Here is a 17,798-nt window from a genome sequence, read left to right on the forward strand (position 1 = left end):
TGCGAAACAATCTGTTTGAAATGAAAATGACTCACATATTTGTCAGATAATTGTTCTGATATAGAGTTATTTTATCCATCTTTTCAATAAGTTTTTAAGTGGCGCCTTGTTAAACATAAGTACTCTATATTTCCCCTTTCGTTTTGATATTACGAGCCCTGCGTCTTCCAATGTAGTAAGATGTTTAGCGATCGCTTGTCGCGAAATGGCAAGGTTGTGCTTCATAATAAGACGTGCCGTAAGTTCATACAATGTCAGCTCATCTCGTTCAGATAGCTCATCTAATATGAGCCGTCTTGTCGAATCGGCAAGCGCTTTAAATATTGTGTCTTTGTTCCAATTCATATATCAATTATAAGCAACTTTTTAGTTGCTATAAAGATAATGGAACTAAATAGTTGCGTAAAAACCTCGCTGCATTTAGAGATTAATTCGAGATGAATTTAAAAATCTCTTCAAACTATTCTATAGACACTAAATACCTTTGACGCAAAGTTTACAATTCATTGCTCTAGTTACGGTTTATCTTTTAAACGATTTTCTTGCTGCTCTAGTTTTTCGATTCTTAAAAGTAATTCTCTTTTGGTTTTGTGGATCAACCATGAATTTAGTGCAATTGCGATCCCCAACAAGCCAATAAGTATAGATATTGAAGATAGTGTCATGATGTATCAAATCCCTTCTTTGGTTAAAAAGCACTTTTATTTAGATCAGTGTAACAGGTAAAAGACAAACAACGTACAATTTATTACAAAAAAAGAGACTGTCTCCTCAAAATAGATTGTAAGTCATCGTCTGATAATATCGATTGATTGACCCTGATTCCTTCTAGTCTAGTTTCTCGATCAGTTGATCCAATCGAACAATATTTCATATATTTCTAGTAACCGCTTGCCGAAAACGTTGGGAATGGACAACCCCTTTTCTCTTAAAAAAGCAAGGGCATCATTCAAATCTGGATTATCTGACATATCAATCAACCACTGATGTGGCATGTGCTTTCTCCTCTGTGGTGAAATCTTCAAACAGATTAGCATGAGGATTTCCTTAAAAAAAACACTTGCATTTAATAATAAGAGTGCATACAAAAAGGGGAGTGAGTTTTACATGACAGAATTTTCATTCCAAACAATCATACAAGCGAATCCTGAGAAAATTTGGGAACAGAAATTCCTGGTACAAAAATAGCTTTATGCTTTAGGCATCACTTAACCAAAATCGACGATTATACATTACTCAAGCATTCTACCGGAATAGAAAAAAGTGATGGGATCATTACAGAAGAAGATATCCAGTTTCTGTCCCAAGTTTTTGAGGATACCTCTAGCAGTACTTGCGATTAAAAAGATCGTGGAAGCACAATGATGTTTCCTTCTAAGTTTAAAAATGATTCATCCCAAAGTCCTGGGTTCCCGTTTATTCGTGCTTATAATAATTGGCAAGCACAGGTCAAAAAAGCGTTGCATCCGATCGGGCTCACCTATCCAATAATTTATTATTCTCACTGTGACAGCCTACCTACAGAGCAAAGAAAAGTATGTGACCCAAGTGATGATGGCAAACCATGCAGAGATAGACGTTATGACTACTTCACAAATCCTTAAATTACTAGAAAAAAAGCAATGGATCGAACGTAAGCAACATCCAATTGATTCACCAGCCAAAATCATTTATCTAACTATGGAGGGAGAGGTAAAATAGCTCAATCACTCCCCATCATTGAAGAAATTGACGATACATTTTTCGGTGCGATAAACACCGATCAACCCTACTTTATCAATTTATTGAAAAAGCTAATTGCATTTGATTTTAAAAGCTAATTTTATTAAGTTAATCATGTTCACTATCTAGTAATTTCAAATATTCAACCCTTAGAACCAACTTACATGCCAGTAATAAATTATTTACTGGCATTATTACACTGATATACTGCCAGTAACACAAGATAATCACACCGTTTTTGATATGATTTCTCTTTCAATAGGGGGAATTAAAACGGAATCATACTTCGAAATAAAACAGGATATTTTATGTTAATGTTGTTATAAAGAAATGTATATCTTAAATTGTCTCTTATTTATAATAATTTTATGATTATTTGTTGAAAAAATGGATTAAAGGGAGCTTGAATTATGGAACATGAAAATAATACAAAACCCGAATACAATAACTTAAAAATAATCTGCACTGACGATTGTGGAAATGCACCAAAAAAGTATTTTCTTAAAGAATTTACCATTGCTTTTGCTAAAAACGATATGGTTTTTATTATTGATAATATAACGGACAATTTCCAATGGAATATTATCGGTAAAAAAATTATTAAGGGAAAAGAGAATTTTGTCGAAACACTAAAAAAAATGTGTAACAGTAAAGTTACTGAACTGCACATTAAAAGTATTATTTCCCATGGCTATGATGGTTCTTTAAACGGTACTTTAATATTCGATAACAAAAAAAGTTATGCTTTCAGCAATGTGTTCAAATTTACTAGTTCACGTAATAATTCAAAAATAAGAGAATGTACTTCTTATGTAATTGATTTATTATAATTTGCACTGAGTGATCTTCAGCAATTGGGAGCTTTAATGGAGTAATGGAAAAGCCTAATTTCTCACTTAAGACTAAGAAATTAAGCTTTTTTTCATATTGGAGTTATATTAACGTTGCTAATCCGCACATTTTACTGACGCTACCCCTTTAAGATCGAACTTGGATATATTCGCTCAAGACCAACATAAAAAACCTTCATTCATTTCACCCCTATAAAAGGGAGAGACTGACGTCCATCTTAATACTTAAAATGGCTTTCATTTGATGTGATCTTCTTACTATTACCGTTAACACAGGTTTTTTTAGTAAGCCTTAATCTTCGATTCCAGGCTCTCGGTCTTCTTCTGACACCCCTTTTTCTAAAATCTCTCCTAAATCCCACAAGGCGCTAGCATCTTTTATGTTTCCTTCTAACATCTTTCTTAAAGAAGCATTCTTTACTTGATTTGCTAACGGATCTTTTATACTAGTATCTTCTTCAGACATACTCTCCCCCCTATTCAAGATCCAAAAGATAACAATCATAAGGTTTCATTCAAGAAAATTGATTGATTTAATTATACACTGACTCTATTTGTAAAGAATCATATAGACACGAAAAGCAACGTTTTTACTTTTCGATTAATGTTCAACTGCGTCAATCTTATATATATCATCTACCAAATATCGAAAGGGAGAGTAAAATACTTGGTAATTAACTGAAATCTCTTCTTTCAGTCGAAAACAGCATCATCAATCATCTGCGTTTCAGTTTTAGACTCAGTGAAACATACATAAAACGTGATTTCATCATGAAAATCACTGAATTAATTAGAGAAGTCTAGTTACCTCTGTTCCAAATCGTGCAACCAGAAGACGAATCTGAAACCATGCTTAAATGCGTGAAATCTGGACTTGGATATACTTTTATGCCAGAAGACGCACTCCAAGATGTCGATGGGATTAATATCCATCCCGATCCAGAAATATCAGTTTACAACAACACACTTTGCTCGTCGATCTGAAAGATATTTATCCATAGCATTTACTGGATTCTCAGATTGCCTTCGCTCAGTGGGTTTTTAACTTACTTGTTCTTTTGGATTAAGGCATTTGCGATACGCAGGAGCCCATCTTTTAATATCTCTACAGCTTACCGAAAACAGGGAATGATCTCCCTTGTGATGCGTTATCGCAATTTTGGAGTAGTTTTAGGCTTCACTTGTGACCAACTGTCACCACTTGATCATCCTGTGGAAGGATCTCCACAATGAATCCCTTCGTGGCACAGACCACAGCTGTAACCACATGCATTGTCGTGAAGGGTGATTCGAATCTTGCGCTTGATCCATTCAATCAGAGTTTCTTCTCACTTGGTCTCAGGGAACCCTGTTGCATCTTCGACCCCCGCTGTTAGCTCATGGTATTTTTGCGGTCAGCGACCCTAAAGATCTATCGGAAGCAGTTATCCAAATTCGAAATTTCCATTAAGTAACTATGAAGTTACTCTATTGGCAAAAAGACAACTCAACAATATAATTGTTGTAAGTACCCATTCGTGTTCATTGTCCTAGAAGGGAAGAGATACAGATCTAGGCAATTTCAACAGACAGAAGCATTCGGAGGAAACCGAACGCCTAAACATAGGCCAACCGCTCACTTAAGGAGCATTCTTGAAAATAAAGGTCCCAAAAATCCCGTGGTGGCTGAAAAGCCGACACATGGGCTTTCTGGTAATCGTAATCATCCTGTTCGCGCCACACGGTCAGCTATTCTGGCCAGGTTTATCCCTGTTACTATATGAACAGGGAATACTCTCCGCTCTGGGGACGATCCTAGCAATTGCTTCTCTATCCCAGCTTGTAGGAAGCCTATGTGTTAGGCACCTGATCAAGCGCTGGATCAAAAGAGGAGGAGCCAAAAGGGCCGTACAAACACTATTGGTAGGAGCCGTGGTTCCAGATATCCTACTAGTAGTAGCTGTCCAGAACGCGAACATCTATCTCTACTACCTCTCCTTGGGACTCTCCCCAGGGATTACGATCGCCTGCTCGTCAATCTTACAAAATATGCTGCGCGAGCAGCTAGCAGAAGATCAAATGACCGGGTCCGCAAAAGTTAAGTTCATCACGAAACTAATCGCCGTCGGTTACACCTGGCTCTGCTTTCAGGTGGAGTCGCTCGTGTGGACTTACCTGTTCGTGTTCCTAAAGATAAGCATCTTCTGCATCATGAGCTTCGTCAAGCCTGATGCGGCTGAACCGCAGGAACAACAATCCCTTCGAGAGATGTGGTCAGATCCGGCGTCACGAATAGTAGCGGGAGGATTCTGCACACTGTTTGTGTTTTACTGCTTTGGTATTTTGCTACCCCTTGCTGGAGTAGTAGATAAAAAGCAAGTCGGCACGCTTCTGCTCGTGACAATGCTGCTTACAGCCTTGATTTCAGTCAAGTTGAGCACGATTGTCAATAGACGTCGATCGACAAGCAGCAGCTGGCTCATCATGATCTGCCGCACAGCCCTGTTCACTGGTCTTGGCCTAATGCTGGTCCTTGATGGTAGTTGGACTGTCATCGGGGCCATCTTCTGGGGCTTTGGCGTTTGCGGTAATGATCTAACTGAGCACTGTAGCTACAACAACGCCAAGGATAGAGTGCGAGGAACAAGCGCCTACATGGTGGCCTGGAATTTAGCCTGTGTCATCGGAGGAATTTACGTCTGGTTCATGAACAAGATCGGCGTGAGTCCTCGAACCGCAATGGAATGGCTTCTGTTGCCAGCGATTGCTTCCGTGATCTTCGCCTTTTTCCAGTGGAAAGATCATCGGCTTCCTCCCAAGGAGGCTAAACTTGCAGAAGGCGAGTCAGGTGAGTAAGTCCATCTACCCAATGCTGACGCCGTAGGAGGCATCACACGCCTCAAACGGCGTCAGCAGAGAGGATTCATCCAGACGGACTCTCCAACCTAGACCTCATGGCTCAGAAGGAGTAGTTAAAATCACATATCCTCCATTACAATCTGATGTTTGTGAATTCATCACAATCGTATTGGCGGATTTTTTCTTAATTTCGAATTCCAATTAAAAAACCACCCCTGTCTTGGGTTGGTTCTTTACATTTCTCCCGCTTTTTTCTCCAGTACATGTCATCTATTTCCTTTATAATGCCCTTTCTTAACTCTTACATAATATCACAATAAAAACCCTGCTCTTCTTTTTCCACAACATCAAATCGTTCGTTTGCCTGTATAGCTATACGATCCGATTTTACTCGAATCTCTAACTTGAGTACCCCTTTAGCTCTTCTTTGTCTGTTGCTCCCTTTTTATTTGATTATTACTTTCCTCTTAACTTAAGGTATAACTATGCTATTTGTCTCCTACGTCTACATAAATTAAAACAAGTCGATTTTCATAAAAGAACCGACTTGTTTAACTCAATTGTTATATACATCAAGTTAAAAATACTTTTTCTTCCCCTGTTCCTCTTTCAAAATCTCTACCGCTTCCCGGAAACGCTGTGAATGAACTACTTCTCTCTCTCGTAAGAAAGCCAATGCATCATTGAGATCTGGATCATCAGACAAATCAATCAACCATTGGTAGGTAGCTCTTGCCTTCTCTTCAGCAGCAATGTCTTCATATAGATCAGCAATCGGATCTCCTTTTGCTTGGATATATGTAACAGTAAATGGGTTTCCAGCAGCATCATTATAAAATAATGCTTTATCGTGACTAGCAAAATGATCTCCCAACCCCGCTTTTTTCATCTCTTCTGGCGAGGCATCCTTGGTGAGTTTATAAACCATTTCATTATACATATCATTATAACTAATCCAATTACTTAAAAAAGATAGCGGGTTGTGCATCTTTTTTACTGTTCTATTGAAGACTTTGGTTCAATCCTTTTTATTAAGGGCTTTTCGTTGTTACAAAGCAACAGGCGGAGGTTATCCCATTCCCTGATGAGTTTCAATCCTTTTGACAAAGGGCTTTCCATTGTTGCGTTTTGATCTTGATCATTATAAAAGACAAAAACAAGTTTCAATCCTTTTAACAAAGGTTTTTTCGTTGTCACCGCACGTTTCTACATCCCTTGCTATTCCCCGTTTTCAACACTACAAAACGCGAACCCCTTTTTCTCATCTCTTTCTTCTCCTTTCATTTGATCAAAAATTAAAGGAAACCCTTATTTCTTCTGTGGTGCGAACCTCCTAGGATTTTGCCAGAGCTTATGGTTCGCGTATTTGCGATTGGGTCAATAGCAATAAAAAAATCCATCCTTCACTTTTAAAGCTAATATGAGCTACATGATTGCAATTCATTTGTTAATCCATGAGATATCTCAAATGCTTTTACAAAGATCTTTTCGTTGTTACCTGGTTCAAGTGGGGGCACAATTCGGCGTTAATTTGTTTCAATCCTTTTTGCAAAGGGCTTTTCGTTGTTACAACTTTTATTGGACAAATTACCAGTGGATATCGAAGTTTCAATCCTTTTACTAAGATCCTTTCGTTGTTACATCTGATGCACGCTTTCTGACACTATTGGCTGGTTCTTCTCCTTATTCCTAATGATCTTCGAAATCGTCGTGTTCGTGCGCTTGATGATCGGTGTCTTTTCTTCCACCTTCTCGACGATCCACGTCGACAAGACCAAGGTCATCACTTTCCAGGACGGACTGAAGGTAGAACTCAACCTCACCTTCTCCATGGTATGGTGGTTTCAAGGTGACCGAATAATCTTTAAACCTCTCTTTTTCGCTCAGGATGGTAGATAATTCTAATGTAATCTGTATCCTGACTATCAATATCCCCAAGATATATTCGTTCATGCTCCGGAATTAATTCATATAATTCTTTTAACCTAGCTCTTGCGGGCTCGGAAGGATATTCAAGATAGTCGTAATAAGCCTCTCTGCATTTCTCTAACGACGTTTCACTTCCGTTTAACTTTTGATAAGTATCGATTAGCTGTTTATACTTTTCATTTGAGTCGATGCTATCCACTACTTCGCCAAACGTAATTTTGCCCAGATCTTCAAAAACTACAGTGGTTGGATTAGTAAAGCTAGTAAATAAGGTTCCGTTTTGAAAGTATTCTTCAATATCATCTACTTCAAAATTCAATTCAAATTTCGTCGTATAACAAGTTACACGCCCATCCTTATAAATAACTAAGTTAGCCATATAGTTCTTATCCTGATGCTTAAGAAAGATGGTGAACGATTCACCTTCAGTGGTTTGATAACCTATTTCATTTTTTACATAAAACTCACTTGCTTGTGGGGAATATATTACTCTTCTGCTTTTTTGAAGTTGTATTTCATCCTCCGAGATTGTATACATGTTCTCCATTTCTGGATTTAAACGTTTGACAGTATCTCTTATATGCCTTAAATAACCTGCTTTATTATATTTCCATTTAGCCGATTGTACTTTGTAAGTCCCTAGTCCATATATCGAAATGTTTTTATTGTCTGGAACCTGTGAAACTATCCAATTATGCTTCATTTTTTGCTCTAAACCAGCCAGATCCACCAATTTCCAGCAGTTTACCATTCCATCTTCATATACATCTATATTGACGTAGTGGTACTGCACATTATTAATGATTCCAGGTACTCTGGTTCCTTCTATTCTTTTTTGTCTACTGATTTTTTGCATGTTCTCCATCGCCTTTTAGTCTATGATTTTTAACCTGTAGATAGCAGTTCCGTTTTTCCTTGCTCTTATTATAATTTATTTCCCTTACTTTTCTAAGTCCCAGTGAAGAGTTTCTACCATAAATCGCAAAGTAGCATCATAAATTCCAGCTTATCCAATTTGGTAGCTGGCTTCTCTATGTTAACTTGTTTTGCAAAATTTCTTTTTCCACATCATTCATTTGGCATACCGGTTTGAAGGCTAAGGATTCATTCTTAGCGTAGAGAAAATCCTTATGCCGTCTGTGGTGCGAATCTTCTAAGGTTTTGCCAGAGCATATGGTCCGCGTTTTTTATTTACGATTGGGTCAATAGCAATAAAAAACTCCAACTGTCCTTTATGACTAGTAGGAGCTACATAGCTGCTATTCTTTTTTAATTCATGAGACGTCTCAATCCTTTTACAAGGGTCTTTTCGTTGTTCCGCACGCTTCTACACCTCTTGCTATTCCCCGCTTACATGAACTCCATCACAGACTAATTTTCAGGGTAGCTTAATCCTCCTCCCTAGTAGATATAAAACGGGGAACTGATGCCTATGTTTTCTGCCCAGAGGGAGCAAATCACGATTATCTTTATACTTATCATTTTGTACAAGAGAGAACTTAATACGAATATCATATTGCTTCTATATCCCGCTATAAATACTAACTATTATCAATAATCTGTCTTTATCTTTTAGATGACCGCGGCAAGGTCGCGGTCACTGAGGGAATTCCCTCTGGTAGCCCTGCTACCATTGGAATCAGTCGGAGTCAGTCCCGGTGATCTCCCTCATGGTTTCGGTGAATTCCTTGGTCGCCTCCTGCACAGCTTCGAGATCTTCCTGCTTGCCGGTTTGCAGGTACTTGTCCCTCGCTTCCTTCACCTTCTGCTCTGATTTCTCACGCCTTCCCATGCGCTTCCCTTTTCTTCATCCCACAAACTTCGTGGGATCCCACTGCTGGGTTATAGCAGCAGGAAATTCCAACAGGTTCTTTAATTATACTCTAACTAATGAGTATATTCAAATATATAGGAGTATTATATCCATTCTTTTGCGTTAAGATCGTTAGCAATAAAAAAACTCCAACTGTCATCTTTATGACTAGACAGGAGCTACATAGCTGCAATTCTTTTTTTAATCTATCCAAATTCGTCCAAGAGTACTCCCGCTTCTACAAGTGGTGAGATGAATGGGACGTGGTTCGGTATCCCTTTTGCGGGGATGCTTAGAACCACTTTTTTTTGTTAGAATAGCAGATGATACCAGAATCGATGTCCGCTCCCTATTGGCTTTGTCTGGTCTTTCCATGTTACCAGACGTGCAGCTAGTAGAATCCCTTGGAATGGTGGAGTTTCAATCCTTTGTACAAAGGTTTTTTCGTTGTCACAGCACGTTTCTACATCCCTTGCTATTCCTCGTTTTCAACCCTACAAAACGCGAAAACCTTTTTTTCACCCCTTTCTTCTCCTTTCATTTGATCAAAAAATAAGGAAACCCTTATGCCTTCTGTGGTGCGAACCTTCTAGTGTTTTGCCAGAACATATGGTTCGCGGTTTTTATATGCGATTGGATCAATAGCAATAAAAAAACTCCAACTGTCATCTTTAATGACTAAGCAGGAGCTACATAGCTGCTATTCTTTTTTGTAGTTTGTTTATTTCCTCTTGTAACTGATTTAAGCGTTGTTGAAGGACTTCTTTATCAGTCAATAGCTTTGTGGCAACATCGCTCATGTCTCTACCGTATTCTTCTTTTAAAAATTGTAGATCTTCTTTGACTAGCCTAATATCTACTTGCAGATGATCAAGTTTGTTATTCGTTTTTGTGATCTGAATTTTTAAATCGGATTTATCTTTTGCCATTTGAGTAAGTATCCGATTTTCAGTTTGTGCTAATCCACTTATTAAGGTGTTTTGTAGTTGTTGTAAATGTTTTTGATCCATCAGAATCCACCTCATCTATATTTGTCTTCAAATGTATCACATTAGAGTAAATGTTGACAAATCTGTTTTTTGGCTCTTTGATAAAGCTCATACACTTGAAAATATGAACGAAGTCATTTTATTTTCCAAATCCATTTAAGATTAGTTAGGCGATTTCTGATTTTATAACGGTAAGGAATAACAACTAGACATAAATGCTAAGGGCGAGTATCAAAGCTATCAACATCATTAAATCAGCGAGCATAATGAAAGACGGGATACATTACAACACCCATCTGTGTCTGTCTTATATCGTTACAATCCATCATACATTTTCCATGTTTCTTGAACCCTTGTATAAAAAGTACCAACTTGATTACCTTAGAACGTATTTGGAGCCTCACGATTACTGATGTGATCTCGTATTTCTTCGTTCCACTCGCCTTCTGAACAACGCTCTCCTTCCCCATATTCGCAATCATGTCGATGACAATAATGTGGATGGTCACTGTATTCCATTATTTAAGCATTTCCTTCTTAATTAAGATACAAAAGCTCACATTCATTTTGTAAATTTTATCTAAACACTCAATGATATCCTATATTCCAACTAATCCAAATTTAAACTTTAGGTTTACTCCTCTGAAAAAATTGGCTAGAATAAATTTAACCTGATAAAAAGGGGACATACAGAATGGCCTTTAAACAAACCAAGTGGCGAACTGTGTACGAAACGCTTAAAAAACGTATCATAGATGGTACATATCCATCAAAATCAGAATTCCCCACTAATAAAGAAATTGGGGAAGAATTTAATTTGCACACTGTCTCAGTTCAAACAGCAGTTACGGAGTTAATTAGGGAAGGGTTAGTTACCCCTGCCCAAAATCGCGCAACCAGAAGGCGAGTCAGATCTATACCAACCAGATCTAAACGATCAATTTTCTTCTCAGAAGTTCATGATCAAAAAGCAAGCAAAAACGCATTGGCTCTAAATATCGTAGATGCAGCTACCATTCCAGACACAATTCGGAACAGCGTTCATCACAAACAATGCTTTATTACCACAAAGAACAGTTTTTAGATAATATTTTGCATGCAGTATCACGTTCATATATACCTGATCAAATACCATTAGAGGAATTGCTCAAGCTGTTAAAAGAACCTGGAGCTTCATTGTATAAAACCTTAGAAAAGTTGGAACATACACCTACGACTTGTCAGGAGTCATTAATTGCTGATGTTCCATCAAAACAAGAAAATAAAGAATTGCATCTGGTAGAAAATTCGAACATACCTGTGATCAAAATTGAACGAAAAGTATTTGATCAAAAACAACAATTGATTGAGGTATATCATCTGATTTGCAGAGCCGATTGTTACCAATTCGAATATAAATTCCATTTATAGAAGGAGAGCAAAATAAATAATCAACAAGACGACCTAAATACATAAAGAAGACCTAAAAAATTTTCCTACAGTTAGTAGAACATCAACAAAAGAATTAACATCTTGACCACTCCCCATGCCTAAAAGCAGTAGGGACTCTTAGGAATTCCCATCTCATAATAAGATATTGAATAAATTTAGGCCTCAAGCCCTGCGGCGTTAAGTGTCCACCCATTTCTCCTCTGCTTTTCACGTAACCAAATTAACAAAATATTTAAATAACCATTACAAATTGAGTTTAAATTTAAATTCATAAATATGCAACACACTCTTCCTTTATTTTTATAAATATCTAGAGTAAATTATGGCGACATTTTCTAATATCGTTAATTATGCACAAACTATTTCCCATTATGATAATTAACCGAACTAACACTATTTGGTTCCAGCTCTTCCTCTCTTTTAGTTTTATCAATATTTTTTCTCTCATAAGACTTAATATATAATTGTGCAGCTAATTTCCTAATTCTGACTAATCTTTGAACTCTCTCTTCATCTGAAATCATTGCCGGTATAATGACTACACTCGCTTTACTCGTTGTCATCTTAACCACCTCAATAAATTATATGAGGTTGTAAAGGAGTTATTAACTTTGGACAAGGTAGCAATTTATTTAAGAAAGTCCCGAGCTGATCTGGATGCTGAAGCACGCGGTGAGGGTGAAACATTAGAAAAGCATCGAAAAATCCTAAATGAACTTGCAAAGGAACGAGGCTATAATATTGTCGTGACTTTTGAGGAAATTGCATCTGGTGAAAGTATTCATCATCGGCCAGAAATGTTAAAACTTTTAAACAACGTAGAGAACGGTTTATATGATGCTATCTTAGTCATGGATATTGATCGCCTTGGAAGAGGCAACATGCAAGATCAAGGCTTGATACTAGATACATTCAAAGAGTCTAATACTAAAATCATAACTCCACGTAAAATATATGATCTCGATAACGAATTCGACGAAGAATACTCAGAATTTGAGGCATTCATGGCTAGAAAAGAGTTTAAAATCATCAAACGTCGTTTGCATCAAGGTAGACTCCGATCTGTTAAAGATGGTAATTACGTAGGTGCCAGACCACCATATGGGTATACCAAAGTAAAAGTCGATGGAAATCACACCTTAGAACCAGAACCAGAGCAAGCTAAAATTGTGAATCTCATTTTTGAATGGTATACCTCGGATAATCCGAATGTAAGATCAGGAACAACCAATATAGCAAAACGTCTAAATGAAATGGGTGTCCCATCGTACTATGGTGGTAAGTGGTCAAATAATGTCATCTTGCAAATCGTAAGAAATCCTGTATACATAGGAAAAATTAGTTGGGGAAGAGTAGAGAGAAAAAAATCAAAAGCTCCCCATAAAGGTGTTGAAGCCCGCATACGTCCAGTTAGTGAACAGATTTTGGTTGATGGAAATCATCCTGCAATTGTCAGTGAAAAACTATTCTACAAGGCACAAGATATTAGAACTAAAAAATCGCACCCTAGATATAAGCCAAATCAATCACTTCAAAATCCATTAGCTGGTCTAATCGTTTGTAGTATTTGTGGAGGGAATTTGAAAATGTTTCGGCAGTGGGGGCGAAAAAATCGCCATCGGCATCTTCGGTGTGATCATAAAGGGCGCGGTGGACATTGCAATAGAACCGTGAGACTACGATATGTTGAGAATCGGATCATCAAAGAGTTAGAACATTGGATTCATCAATATGAAGAACAAATTACTTTTACTGATGATGATTTCCATAGACAAGAACCGGCACATAATCATCTTGAAATTTATGAAATCACGATTAAGTCCCTTACAGAGGAGATTGAACAACTTCAATCACAAAAGGATCGATTACATGACTTTCTTGAGCGTGGTATTTATGACGAAGATACTTTTCTAAGTCGTTCCATTCGTTTAAAAGAGCGGATTGAAGAAAATCAACTAAAATTAGATTCTGTTATAGCTGAACAACAGCAAGAGCTAAAAAGACAAGAAACCAAATTGCAATTTATCCCTAAAGTAAAACAAATCCTTGATGTATATGAGGAATTGGACGTCGAAGAAAGAAATATTCTACTAAAGGAAATCATCGACAAGTGTGTCTATTTAAAGGAGCAGCATCAAAAAAATGATGAGTTCTCACTCACCATTCATGTGAAGATTTGATAAGAGGAATTTCTACCAACATACATTTTGTTCAAATGGAGTCAACGGAAGGTGTTAATAAACTCGCAAAAGCCGACAGACTAGAAGTAGTATTTACTCTCTTCACCCATTCGGATGTCATTCGAAAAGTGATGATGAACATTAGGTACGTTTAGTGCGTACATGATACTTTTGGCAATGAAAGCCCTCACACAACCATCATCCAGAAACGGCAAATCATCATGAGTGTAGCACGACTAACATTAGGAAATCATACCTCTTTCCCAACTTTTTTCTCCTGTCGAGGGCGACCTCGACGGTTTAGTGACGCTCAAATCATCAAATGCTTGGTTTACCAAGTGTATTACCGGATTCGTAGTTTTCGAGAACTTGAATGGAAGTTGAAACAGGATTTATGAGCACTACGCGCTATGGAAATCTCAGTAATATCGGATCATTCCACCTTTTGTCGGCGAGTGAAGGCGATCGAAGAAGACTTCTATGCGATAGCCCAATCCACGAATAGTTTTTATACTAAATGAATGTTTCTATCAGAAAGTCGTTGATTGAGAACTTCCATCTACTTAAGTACAAAATAGCTGCTTCACGAATATCTACACCAATACTACTCGTAGTAATGTATTTGATCAAATTTACCGCATTTTAATTTTCATATAGAACCTTTCATTAAAACCAGCAAGCTTAGAAAAACGTTGTTTTTTCTTTTCAAAAATAGAGAAGCCTAATTTTTCGTAGAGGCGAATGGCATTGGTATTGTTATCAACAACTTCTAATATCGCCTCATCAAATTCAAGGTTATCCATCAGATGACGAATTAGGGTAGTGGCAACACCTTTGCCACGTGCAGAAGGGGAAGTTGCAATCGATTCAAAATTACATTGATTATCTTCAATAAGTAGAGGTTTTTGAAATTCAGAGCTGAGGAGCTTATAACAAATCCAACCTTTAATACTACCTAGTTCTTGCTTAAAAATATTTAGGTCAAAAGAATGTGCACGTTGTTTATTGGTGGAATATCCAATTAACCCTAATACCTGATTATCCAACATTGCAATATAAAAATGATCTTTACCAAATGAATGCATAAGAGTTCGTACAAGAGTGGGCTGATCCTTTGAAATGAGTGAAAACATTTCAGGATAACTCTCTACAAAGACTTGAGCTGTCTGTTCTACAAACTGTTCATCAACTTCTGATAATCTTTTAATCGATAAATTGTCCATACTACCTCCGATTTCTATTGGCCTAGTAAGAGTGAATACTAGATCTGGGATCATTTATCCATGAAATAGAAAAAGACACAACTGTACCTAACATGATCCAAAAATCCCACCATTCATTTGATGAGCGAATCGCCTTCAAATTGAAATTTGTCAGTTCCAACCATATATAAGTTCTAACGATGTGCGCTCACTGTGTGTTTTTTCTAAAACATGAAATAACGTGACAATCACGCCTATTGAAACAATTTAATAATTATATTTAAATTGTAATGTTATTTTATCGTATTCAATGTTTTTTATAAAGTCTGATGTAAAATCTATCAACAAGGCATATTTTTCGGCATATCCATCTAGGCTACGCCTGTCTGAAATAAAATATCCCATTCAATACTTTACTTCATGGGGATGGTGGTTGCCTATGTGTGTTTTTTACTGGCTATTCATGTCAAAGTTTAATAAGCATATGATGGCTCTATCCTTTTATAAAGAGATCAAACATAACGCCGCATGTTGGGCGTTTATTCTTTCATAAAAGTTGTTCATTACCTACAAAATCAGCCCTTGATAACCTCTTCTATCGACTCGAAAGACTTAAAAAGTTATTTTACATCAAGATGTATTTAACAAAATAAATATATCTGATATAAAATAGATGCACGAACATCGTCATCTTCCGTCTCGACCCGCCTTTAGGGTGTCAAGCACAACGGAAGGGATTGTGTTCACCCCAAAGGAAATCACGGACTGGACGGCATTTGGCTCTGCCGAAGCAATCACGTCAAAGTGAAATCCACTGGGATCATCCAAACCGGTTGAATCTCGCACATTCGATCGGTTCGCCACTACGCAAGGAGTTTTGCGTGCCCACGGACAAGTTCACCAAGGGCGACACGAAGCTGACGGAACCGGTCAGCTTCGTCAAGCCTGTCAAGCTCACCAAGGGCGGCGAGGGGTCGATCCCCTTCTCTCCCGACATGAAGTTGACCGCGACGCTGGAATGGCAGGGGCGGGGGCTTCGCCTCGGCCTCTTCGGACTCGCGCTGGGGGCGATCATCGGCCTTCTCGTCGGTGAATTCATCGTCACCATCATCCTGGGTCTGCTCTTCGGCTCCGCAGGTTTCCTCATCGGCCATTTCTTGTCAGACCTGGAGCTGGTCGCCCTCAGGATCCCGTCGGGCGGACCAATGATCGCCGACGAGATCTACTGGGACAACCTCGGCAACGACACCCGACACCCGTTCGTCAAGCACCACGGCGACTCGAAGACGCCCGGTCGCGAGATCATCACCATCCACAATCCGGGTTCACACCGGCACATCGCGTTCGCCGTGTACTCCGCGTTCCGCAACGGCCCAGGCTCGCTGTTCTCCTACCGCGCTCGGGTGGTCGTGAGCGATGGGATCAACCCGCCCGTGATGGTGCCTCTGTACAATCGGAAGCAGTCATACTGGTGCACGATCGCCCTCATCACCATCAAGAACGGCGAGGTCGTGATCAAGCAGATCGAGCAGTACAACCGGATCGGTGACGAGCACTTCCCACAGCTGACCGCCGATGGCCAGATCGTGCCGGGTGGCGGCCCGGCGAGGACCTACAAGCGTCGCACATGAGAACTGTCTGAACCTATCACGCTGTCACCACGCACAATCGAAGGTGCAGCAGTGAGTAACCTGGGTCACTCTGTTGTGAGGGATGAGCGTCGAACAACGCCTCTTCCCGTGAAACGAGTGATTCTGGACTAGGTCAAACAACGACCAACAACAATCCCGACGCTCCCACAAGGATGTGTCGGGATTGTTGTTTTAACAGAGGATCGACAATAATAGATCCATTATTATGATAGTTAGCCTTCAGTCATCATTTCAAAGTCTAATCGATCCGCACCCAGTCCAAGACCCAGGCACCAGGAACCCCACTTTCCTGATTTCGCGTTAACAATTTTGATAACTACTATGATCTTCATGATCCTCTCAGGGAATAACGGTCAAATCAATCCATTAGACGTATCATCGAATGCTGTTGATGTACTCAGCCTAGACCCCGTAGAGATGGGATTTAAATCCTTGGTGCGGTACGCGCAATGCAACGGTATTCGAGACCTGTGCCAGGAGAATTTTTAAGTTCTTGCGATTATACTTAGCCTTATTTTTTGTTTCTCCAGAGCGCACCTTTAGAGACAAAAATTTTCCTTGATCCAAGACATTGTTTGCTGGGCCTCGATTTTAGATGGAAGCTTTCCTGTTAAAACTAATGGAATACTGAATTTCCAACCAACCACAGAGTACTTACTATGGGAATGAGGAAAGCGCAATACCCATCTTCCGACTCGAAGCGCGTGCTCATGGTCCATCATCATCCCTTGACCCATCGCTTCATAGTCATACCCCCAGATATTGTTATAGACCGTTTCACATTCATAACATTTTCTTATTTGACTTCCCAGTTCGTTTGAACAAACTTTACAATACAAATGACTCAGTGCACTATCAACGATCGTCCAAGGATGTTGATCCATTTCTCCCCAAATAACTTCAGCTAACAATTTTTCAAATTTACTTCCAATCTCGATATCTTCTTTTTCCAAAAGAGAATACCAATCTTGGAGCCATATATTCTCAATTGCATGATAACAAGCTCTACAACTTATATAGTTTATTCCTAGTGGTTCGTTACAATCAATACATTGCTCAACATAGCGTGGACGTGAAACAAGTCGTCCTCCTGAGGGGCGAGTGTAATTATCTAGTCCCAAATCTAATTCCCCCTTTAAAAAATGAACTCCTTAAACCATAATAAAACAAAAGGGCGAACAACGCTCATGT

16 protein-coding genes and 2 pseudogenes are annotated in these 17,798 nt (G+C 38.7%); 7 read left to right on the plus strand and 11 right to left on the minus strand.

Going from position 1 to position 17,798, the window contains the following annotated elements:
• Positions 1–66: 66 nt before the first annotated feature.
• The 3 genes and pseudogenes from BUB71_RS01645 to BUB71_RS19015 all read right to left on the minus strand — a co-directional run.
• Complete coding sequence (locus BUB71_RS01645; protein WP_073150940.1) at positions 67–345, minus strand: ArsR/SmtB family transcription factor; 279 nt, start codon at positions 343–345, stop codon at positions 67–69.
• A 170-nt stretch (positions 346–515) separates the two neighbouring features.
• Positions 516–665 carry a hypothetical protein gene (locus BUB71_RS19345; RefSeq protein WP_175552247.1) on the minus strand — a complete coding sequence of 50 codons (150 nt, stop codon included), beginning with the start codon at positions 663–665 and terminating at the stop codon, positions 516–518.
• Positions 666–870: 205 nt separating this feature from the next.
• A pseudogene (locus BUB71_RS19015) lies at positions 871–1,047 on the minus strand (manganese catalase family protein); the annotation flags it as partial.
• A gap of 504 nt (positions 1,048–1,551) precedes the next feature.
• Here BUB71_RS19015 and BUB71_RS18785 point away from each other — a divergent pair.
• The gene (locus BUB71_RS18785; protein ID WP_084730920.1) at positions 1,552–1,701 is read left to right on the plus strand and encodes a MarR family transcriptional regulator; all 150 of its coding nucleotides are present in this window, start codon (positions 1,552–1,554) and stop codon (positions 1,699–1,701) included.
• 431 nt (positions 1,702–2,132) lie between these two features.
• Positions 2,133–2,552 (plus strand): hypothetical protein, encoded by a 420-nt coding sequence (locus BUB71_RS01660; protein ID WP_073150946.1) that lies wholly within the window; start codon positions 2,133–2,135, stop codon positions 2,550–2,552.
• 313 nt (positions 2,553–2,865) lie between these two features.
• On the opposite strand, the gene BUB71_RS19350 is transcribed toward BUB71_RS01660, so the two are convergent.
• Positions 2,866–3,039 (minus strand): hypothetical protein, encoded by a 174-nt coding sequence (locus BUB71_RS19350; RefSeq protein ID WP_175552248.1) that lies wholly within the window; start codon positions 3,037–3,039, stop codon positions 2,866–2,868.
• Between the two features lie 1,166 nt (positions 3,040–4,205).
• Here BUB71_RS19350 and BUB71_RS01665 point away from each other — a divergent pair.
• Complete coding sequence (locus tag BUB71_RS01665) at positions 4,206–5,408, plus strand: hypothetical protein (RefSeq protein ID WP_073150951.1); 1,203 nt, start codon at positions 4,206–4,208, stop codon at positions 5,406–5,408.
• Between the two features lie 580 nt (positions 5,409–5,988).
• On the opposite strand, the pseudogene BUB71_RS01670 reads toward BUB71_RS01665, so the two are convergent.
• From BUB71_RS01670 to BUB71_RS01685, 4 genes and pseudogenes are all read right to left on the minus strand, one after another.
• Positions 5,989–6,354: pseudogene (locus BUB71_RS01670) on the minus strand (manganese catalase family protein); the annotation flags it as partial.
• 921 nt (positions 6,355–7,275) lie between these two features.
• Positions 7,276–8,196 (minus strand): DUF7638 domain-containing protein, encoded by a 921-nt coding sequence (locus BUB71_RS01680; RefSeq protein ID WP_073150957.1) that lies wholly within the window; start codon positions 8,194–8,196, stop codon positions 7,276–7,278.
• 783 nt (positions 8,197–8,979) lie between these two features.
• Positions 8,980–9,132, minus strand: coding sequence for a hypothetical protein (locus BUB71_RS19355; protein ID WP_175552249.1), 153 nt, complete (start codon positions 9,130–9,132; stop codon positions 8,980–8,982).
• Between the two features lie 710 nt (positions 9,133–9,842).
• Positions 9,843–10,163, minus strand: coding sequence for a hypothetical protein (locus BUB71_RS01685; protein ID WP_073150960.1), 321 nt, complete (start codon positions 10,161–10,163; stop codon positions 9,843–9,845).
• Positions 10,164–10,836: 673 nt separating this feature from the next.
• Between BUB71_RS01685 and BUB71_RS01695 the strand changes: the two genes are divergently transcribed.
• The gene (locus BUB71_RS01695; protein WP_073150968.1) at positions 10,837–11,226 is read left to right on the plus strand and encodes a GntR family transcriptional regulator; all 390 of its coding nucleotides are present in this window, start codon (positions 10,837–10,839) and stop codon (positions 11,224–11,226) included.
• An 8-nt stretch (positions 11,227–11,234) separates the two neighbouring features.
• Positions 11,235–11,552, plus strand: coding sequence for a UTRA domain-containing protein (locus tag BUB71_RS01700; RefSeq protein WP_175552250.1), 318 nt, complete (start codon positions 11,235–11,237; stop codon positions 11,550–11,552).
• A gap of 380 nt (positions 11,553–11,932) precedes the next feature.
• Here BUB71_RS01700 and BUB71_RS01705 read toward each other — a convergent pair whose 3' ends face one another.
• A complete protein-coding gene (locus tag BUB71_RS01705; protein ID WP_073150977.1) occupies positions 11,933–12,136 on the minus strand; it encodes a hypothetical protein in 204 nt (67 codons plus the stop codon).
• 48 nt (positions 12,137–12,184) lie between these two features.
• Between BUB71_RS01705 and BUB71_RS01710 the strand changes: the two genes are divergently transcribed.
• Positions 12,185–13,753: a recombinase family protein gene (locus BUB71_RS01710; RefSeq protein WP_073150981.1), complete on the plus strand. Its 1,569-nt coding sequence runs from the start codon at positions 12,185–12,187 to the stop codon at positions 13,751–13,753.
• Positions 13,754–14,385: 632 nt separating this feature from the next.
• Here BUB71_RS01710 and BUB71_RS01715 read toward each other — a convergent pair.
• Positions 14,386–14,976, minus strand: a complete 591-nt coding sequence (locus BUB71_RS01715) for a GNAT family N-acetyltransferase (RefSeq protein WP_073150984.1) — start codon at positions 14,974–14,976, stop codon at positions 14,386–14,388.
• An 860-nt stretch (positions 14,977–15,836) separates the two neighbouring features.
• Between BUB71_RS01715 and BUB71_RS01720 the strand changes: the two genes are divergently transcribed.
• Positions 15,837–16,586: a TerD family protein gene (locus tag BUB71_RS01720; RefSeq protein ID WP_073150987.1), complete on the plus strand. Its 750-nt coding sequence runs from the start codon at positions 15,837–15,839 to the stop codon at positions 16,584–16,586.
• A gap of 560 nt (positions 16,587–17,146) precedes the next feature.
• Here BUB71_RS01720 and BUB71_RS01725 read toward each other — a convergent pair.
• Positions 17,147–17,728, minus strand: coding sequence for a hypothetical protein (locus tag BUB71_RS01725; RefSeq protein ID WP_073150990.1), 582 nt, complete (start codon positions 17,726–17,728; stop codon positions 17,147–17,149).
• Between the last annotated feature and the right edge of the window lie 70 nt (positions 17,729–17,798).

This window comes from Seinonella peptonophila, assembly GCF_900129355.1.
GTDB classification, from domain to species: Bacteria; Bacillota; Bacilli; order Thermoactinomycetales; family Thermoactinomycetaceae; genus Seinonella; species Seinonella peptonophila.

What these genes read in the sequence shown, in the direction of transcription:
- BUB71_RS19345 (WP_175552247.1), bottom strand. Translation starts at nt 665, where the DNA reads ATGACACTATCTTCAATATCTATACTTATTGGCTTGTTGGGGATCGCA.
- BUB71_RS01705 (WP_073150977.1), bottom strand. Translation starts at nt 12,136, where the DNA reads ATGACAACGAGTAAAGCGAGTGTAGTCATTATACCGGCAATGATTTCA.
- BUB71_RS01680 (WP_073150957.1), bottom strand. Translation starts at nt 8,196, where the DNA reads ATGCAAAAAATCAGTAGACAAAAAAGAATAGAAGGAACCAGAGTACCT.
- BUB71_RS01695 (WP_073150968.1), top strand. Translation starts at nt 10,837, where the DNA reads ATGGCCTTTAAACAAACCAAGTGGCGAACTGTGTACGAAACGCTTAAA.
- BUB71_RS01645 (WP_073150940.1), bottom strand. Translation starts at nt 345, where the DNA reads ATGAATTGGAACAAAGACACAATATTTAAAGCGCTTGCCGATTCGACA.
- BUB71_RS18785 (WP_084730920.1), top strand. Translation starts at nt 1,552, where the DNA reads ATGATGGCAAACCATGCAGAGATAGACGTTATGACTACTTCACAAATC.
- BUB71_RS19355 (WP_175552249.1), bottom strand. Translation starts at nt 9,132, where the DNA reads ATGGGAAGGCGTGAGAAATCAGAGCAGAAGGTGAAGGAAGCGAGGGAC.
- BUB71_RS01715 (WP_073150984.1), bottom strand. Translation starts at nt 14,976, where the DNA reads ATGGACAATTTATCGATTAAAAGATTATCAGAAGTTGATGAACAGTTT.
- BUB71_RS01660 (WP_073150946.1), top strand. Translation starts at nt 2,133, where the DNA reads ATGGAACATGAAAATAATACAAAACCCGAATACAATAACTTAAAAATA.
- BUB71_RS19350 (WP_175552248.1), bottom strand. Translation starts at nt 3,039, where the DNA reads ATGTCTGAAGAAGATACTAGTATAAAAGATCCGTTAGCAAATCAAGTA.
- BUB71_RS01685 (WP_073150960.1), bottom strand. Translation starts at nt 10,163, where the DNA reads ATGGATCAAAAACATTTACAACAACTACAAAACACCTTAATAAGTGGA.